This window comes from Burkholderia sp. Ac-20384, assembly GCF_017104605.1.
Classification (GTDB): domain Bacteria; phylum Pseudomonadota; class Gammaproteobacteria; order Burkholderiales; family Burkholderiaceae; genus Burkholderia; species Burkholderia lata.
On the sequence record NZ_JAAGPE010000582.1, the window covers coordinates 1 to 1,997 of the forward strand.

Below are 1,997 nucleotides of genomic sequence, written 5' to 3' on the forward strand. Positions count from 1 at the left end.
TCGCCTGCCACCGGGTGCGGGCCGCCGCATCGCGCTGACGATCGACGACGGCCCGGACCCGGACGTCACGCCGCGCGTGCTCGACCTGCTCGACCGTTACGATGCGCGCGCGACGTTCTTCTGCATCGGCGATCTCGCGCGCCGTCATCCGCGCTGGATCGAGGCGATCGTCGCGCGCGGTCACGCGATCGAGAACCACAGCCAGCGGCACCGGCACACGTTCTCGCTGTCGGGGCCCGCCGCGCTGCGGCGCGAGATCGCGGCCGCGCAGCAGACGCTGACCGAGCTCGCCGGCACACGCCCGCTGTTCTTCCGTGCGCCGGCCGGCCTGCGCAACCCGTTTCTCGAACCGGTGCTGTGCGAACTCGGCCTGCAGCTGGCGAGCTGGACGCGGCGCGGTTTCGACACGCGCGCACGCGATGCCGCGACCGTCACGCGCCGCCTGCTGCACGGTCTCGCGGCACGCGACATCCTGCTCGTGCACGACGGCCATGCGGCGCGTGACGCGCGCGGTGAACCGGTCGTGCTCGACGTGCTGCAGGCGGTGCTGCACGCGGCCGTCGATGCGCAACTGCACTGGACCACGCTGCGCGCGGCGCTCGCGCCGGAACCGCCCGGCGGGCCGGGCGAGCCGGCCGGTTCGGCCCCCCCGTTTGATAAAATCTGACCTCGAACGGCGCGCCTGCCAGCCCTGCTGCGGCGCCCGTTCCGGCCACCGGATGCGACCCTCGTGAAACCTCTCCTGCTCTCGCACTTCACCGCCACCAGCTGCATCAGCCGCGGCCTCGATGCGACCCTCGATGCGCTGCGCCGCGCGCGCGGCGGGCTCCAGCCCTGCGACTTCGAGCGTGCGGATCTCGACACGTGGATCGGCGCGGTGGACGGCGTCGATGCGCAGCCCGTGCGCGCCGACCTCGCCGACTTCGAGTGCCGCAACAACCGCCTCGCGCAGCTCGGCCTCACGCAGGACAACTTCGACGCACGCGTCGCGGCGGCTGTCGCGCGCTACGGCGCAGCGCGCGTCGGCGTGTTCATCGGCACGAGCACGGCCGGCATCCTCGAAACCGAGCACGCCTATCAGCGCCGCGATCCGGCAAGCGGCGCGCTGCCCGCCGACTTCCGCTACGCGCACACGCACAACCCGTATTCGCCGGCCGCATTCGTACGCGCGTTTCTCGCGCTGCGCGGGCCGGCGATGGCGATCTCGTCTGCCTGCTCGTCCGGCGCGAAAGTGTTCGGCTCCGCGCGCCGCATGATCGAGGCAGGCTTGATCGACGCGGCCGTCGTCGGCGGCGTCGATTCGTTGTGCCTGACGACGCTGTACGGCTTCAATTCTCTCGAACTGCTGTCGCGCCAGCCGTGCCGTCCGTTCGACGTCGCACGCGACGGCATCTCGATCGGCGAGGCCGCCGCGTTCGCGCTCGTCGAACGCGTGCCCGACCCGCCCGCCGCACTCGACGCCCACGCGATCCTGCTGCTCGGCATCGGCGAATCGAGCGACGCGCATCACATGTCGTCGCCGCATCCGGACGGGCTCGGCGCGCGCGGCGCGATCGAGCAGGCGCTCGCGGCCGCCGGGCTCGGCGCGAACGACATCGACTACGTGAACCTGCACGGCACCGCGACGCCGAGCAACGACGCGGCCGAAAGCCGCGCGATCGGCGCGCTGTTCGCCAGCACGCCGTGCAGTTCGACGAAGGGCGCGACCGGCCATACGCTCGGCGCGGCGGGTGCGCTAGAGGCAGTCGTCGCTGCGCTCGCGCTGCGCGAGCAGTTCGTGCCGGCCGGCGTCAACACGACGCGACCCGACCCGGCACTCGCTGCCGACTACGTACTCGCAAGCCGCGATGCGCGCGTGCGTGCCGTCCTCTCCAATTCGTTCGGGTTCGGCGGCACGAATTGCAGCCTGATCCTCGGCCGCGCCGACCACGCACGCCGTTGAGGCCCGCCATGACACTCACCGCCTTCATCGAAAGCATCGGCCTCGTCGGCCCCGG

General features: G+C 72.2%; 2 protein-coding genes. Both read left to right on the forward strand.

Annotated elements, in window-relative coordinates; translation table 11 throughout:
* On the forward strand, positions 1-667 hold a 667-nt coding region (locus G3O00_RS41920; protein ID WP_206146517.1), incomplete at its 5' end, for a polysaccharide deacetylase family protein.
* Between the two features lie 63 nt (positions 668-730).
* The gene (locus G3O00_RS41925; protein ID WP_206146518.1) at positions 731-1,942 is read left to right on the forward strand and encodes a beta-ketoacyl-[acyl-carrier-protein] synthase family protein; all 1,212 of its coding nucleotides are present in this window, start codon (positions 731-733) and stop codon (positions 1,940-1,942) included.
* Positions 1,943-1,997: the final 55 nt, after the last annotated feature.